General features: G+C 43.1%; 2 protein-coding genes. One reads left to right on the forward strand and one right to left on the reverse strand.

Going from position 1 to position 3229, the window contains the following annotated elements:
* A partial coding sequence (locus COV46_01595) for a hypothetical protein (GenBank protein ID PIR18032.1) occupies window positions 1-1603 on the forward strand: 1603 nt, incomplete at its 5' end.
* 4 nt (window positions 1604-1607) lie between these two features.
* On the opposite strand, the gene COV46_01600 is transcribed toward COV46_01595, so the two are convergent.
* Window positions 1608-3035, reverse strand: a complete 1428-nt coding sequence (locus tag COV46_01600) for a hypothetical protein (GenBank protein PIR18033.1) — start codon at window positions 3033-3035, stop codon at window positions 1608-1610.
* Window positions 3036-3229 lie beyond the last annotated feature (194 nt).

A 3229-nucleotide genomic window follows, 5' to 3' on the forward strand; every position in this document is an offset into this window, starting at 1 on the left:
CCGGCTGGGCTCTGGCATTAGGCGCTTTTTATTCCGCGCAGTGGATGCAGAAAAAATGGCCCGTTGGAGGATGACCTTGGAAAGTTCTTGGAAAAAATATCTTTCGGGTCGGCGTCTTATTATCACAACCTTTCTTTCCACGCTTATCTTAAGGTCTCCGACGATTTTCACAGGGTTTTATAACCCTGACGAGACCTATTATGCAACAATAGGTCAAAGACTTCTGGAAGGGTGTCGGCTTTATTCGGGGATCATAGATCATAAACCCCCCATCATTTACTACCTGTACTCGTTTTTTGTGTTGATTGGAGGTTATAGATCTATTTTTGTGGCACATGCCGCGAACGTCATCATTGTGTCCCTTACCGCCATTACCATCTACGCCATCGTAAAAAAACTTAAGGGAAATTTGCCGCTCGCTGGAATATCTGCCTTGTTATACGTGGTTTGCGCCAGCTTGGGCAAGCCGAACGATGTTGCTGCCGCGAATGCTGAGCTCATTTTTAATCTGCCTCTTTCATTGCATATTTTATTAGCCATTATGGCATTGAATGCAGAGAGCGCCGGAAAGAAAATATTTTACTCTTTTTTGTGCGGTATTGCCGCGGCGCTTGCAGTTTTAGTAAAATTGCACGCGGCTATTGTCCCAGTAGCGACATCAATATACTTTATATACAAACTTCGGAAAGATCTATTATCAATGCTAAGGATAGTTCCTGTTTATCTGCTTTCTTTGGCCCTTCCGTTTTTACTTATGACGATTGGATATTACCATTTAGGGCGTTTGAACGATGTGTGGTACTGGATGGTAAAAGTAAATTTTCTTTACATGGCTGGCCATGATAACGGGGCTGCTCTCATAATTCGTTTTCTCAAGCAAACAGTCTACATGCTATTTCTGGAAGGGGCATCGCTCTGGATTCCCATCATTCTTTGGTCGTTTCTTAGAGAGAAGAAAGAACGTCTTTTTGAAAGAAATGGGCTCCTAATAGGTATATGGCTGTTGGCTTCCTTGATAGCCGTTTTTCCAGGGGGGCGGTTCTATGGACATTATTATCTCCAGATACTTCCACCCGCCGTCATTGTGGGGGCAGCGGCCGGGAAGAATCTACTTGAAAAGTTCGCATTGTATAAGAAATGGCTATTGCTGATATGGACGCTTGTGATCATTGTTCCCCTTGTTCATTCATGGGTTTGGGCGTTGCCTATAGATAGGTATCGGGAAAAACTTGAGGTGAACGAATTTAAGACCCTCGTCGAGTTTTTAAAGACACATACACGTTCAAATGAACAGATAGAAGTATGGGGGAGGTTCAACGGCGTTCCATTTCTGGTTGAACGTAAAAATGGCACAAGGTTCTTAAGCAAGCATTTCTTGTCAGGGAGTTATCGTGGAAAAGAGCTGGTTAAAATGCCCGATTCTCATTGGGAGATGTACCTTGGCGACCTTAAGAAAAATCGGCCCGAATGGTTCGTGGACATCTCTTATATTAATATGCCGGGTGCGCCGATATCAAAGTTTCCGCAATTATCATCCTATATTTCAAAAAATTACGAAAAGTTTGCAGAAGTTGAAGATTACGTGATTTATCGAAGGAAATAGGACGTTACTTTTCCTTAACGAACAGATAGCTTACGAGGCTATTGAATCCTCTCAGCAGTTCTATAAGATGTTTTCGAGAACGCATTCTTTTTAGGTAGGACAATATAATCGATGGCCTAAAATAGAAGCTTCTAAATGCTTTTTTAGAATAGTGCAGAATATCTTTTTTTGAAAGGCCGTTGGGAACAAAAACAATATTCCACATGTTCATTCTTCTGAAATCGTTATCAAACCAGCCATATTTGTCGGCTACAGGGTAGACTGCCGAGCCTGGTAGAGGAGTGAAGCTGGTTATCTGAAAATCATCCAGTTTGATTCTTTTTGCAAAATTTATTGTCTCCTCAACTGTTTCGGATGTTTCAAGGGGGTTTCCAACCATAAAAAAGCCCTTTGTCATTATTCCGGCATCCCTTGTCCACGCAAGGGCCTCTTCGATCTTCTTTAGCGTTATACCTTTTTTATAGAAATCAAGTATCTTTTGCGAACCGCTTTCGATCCCGTAGGCTATTTGCCAGCATCCTGCACGTTTCATCTTTTTAAGGACATCGGGCCTCACGATATCTATTCTTGAGTTACACGACCAGCTAAGGCCGAGATCTGACTCAATCAGCATATCAAGCAAACGTTCGAATCTAGCCTTAAGTAATGGGGCGCAATCGTCGTCAAAAAGTATGTCTTTTATACCATACTCATGCATCAGCCTATTAATCATTTTAAGAACATATTCCGGGCTGAAACCCCTGACTTTCTGGCCAAAAACGGAGGTGTCGCAAAATGTGCATTTTCCTGGACATCCCCTTGTTGTAACGAGCGAAGTTGATGGAAGTCGTTTCACACTGAATATAGGAGGCCTGTAGTATTCTGCGATATTTGGCAAAAGGTCCCATGCGGGAAATGGAAGCCTGTCCATATCCGTTATAAACAGTCTTTTGGGGGTCTTCAAAATGTTGCCATTGTCTCTATATGCTATTCCGGCGACGTTTGTAAGACACTTTCCATTTTTCAGTGATTGCAAGAGTTCAACTGTAGTATCTTCTCCCTCTCCCAAGACAGCAAGATCAAAACATGGATAATTTTTAAGTGTGTATTCAGGTATCGCTGTGACATGGGGACCCCCGAGGATTATCAACTGTTCGGAGTTATCGTCTTTTATTGCCTTCGCAAGCAGAGATGCTTTGTAGATGGACGGTGTTACCGCCGTAATCCCTATGTAATCGGGATTCTCAGAGCGAATTCTTTTGATAGTATCGCTTATCGTAAGCTCTAATGCTTCGGCGTCCAGAATTATAACATCATATGAAAGGGAATTTCTGACCGCTGCTGCTACCTGAGCGAGTCCGATAGGAGGCGCAGAACTTCCGCCTCCGGCGAGTTTCCCGTACCGTTCCTCCAATGTCAGAGGAGGTTGTATGAAAAGTATCTTTTTAGTCATCTGCGCGCCCAGGAAGATTATCAGCCTTCGACGATAATTGCAAGCCTGATACTTATGCTGGTAAGCTGCTGTGTGCTAGCCATTGTAAGGCGATTTTCTAAAGGGCACCTCTAAAAACCCATTGGCGTGTCATTGCGAGGGAGCGTAGTGACCGAAGCAATCTCCATAAATCAAGTGGTTGCTTAGAGATTGCC

This window comes from Deltaproteobacteria bacterium CG11_big_fil_rev_8_21_14_0_20_49_13 (genome assembly GCA_002796305.1).
Classification (GTDB): Bacteria; UBA10199; UBA10199.

Excerpts from the sequence above, each read along its gene's own strand:
- COV46_01600 (PIR18033.1), bottom strand. The coding sequence starts at position 3,035 with ATGACTAAAAAGATACTTTTCATACAACCTCCTCTGACATTGGAGGAA.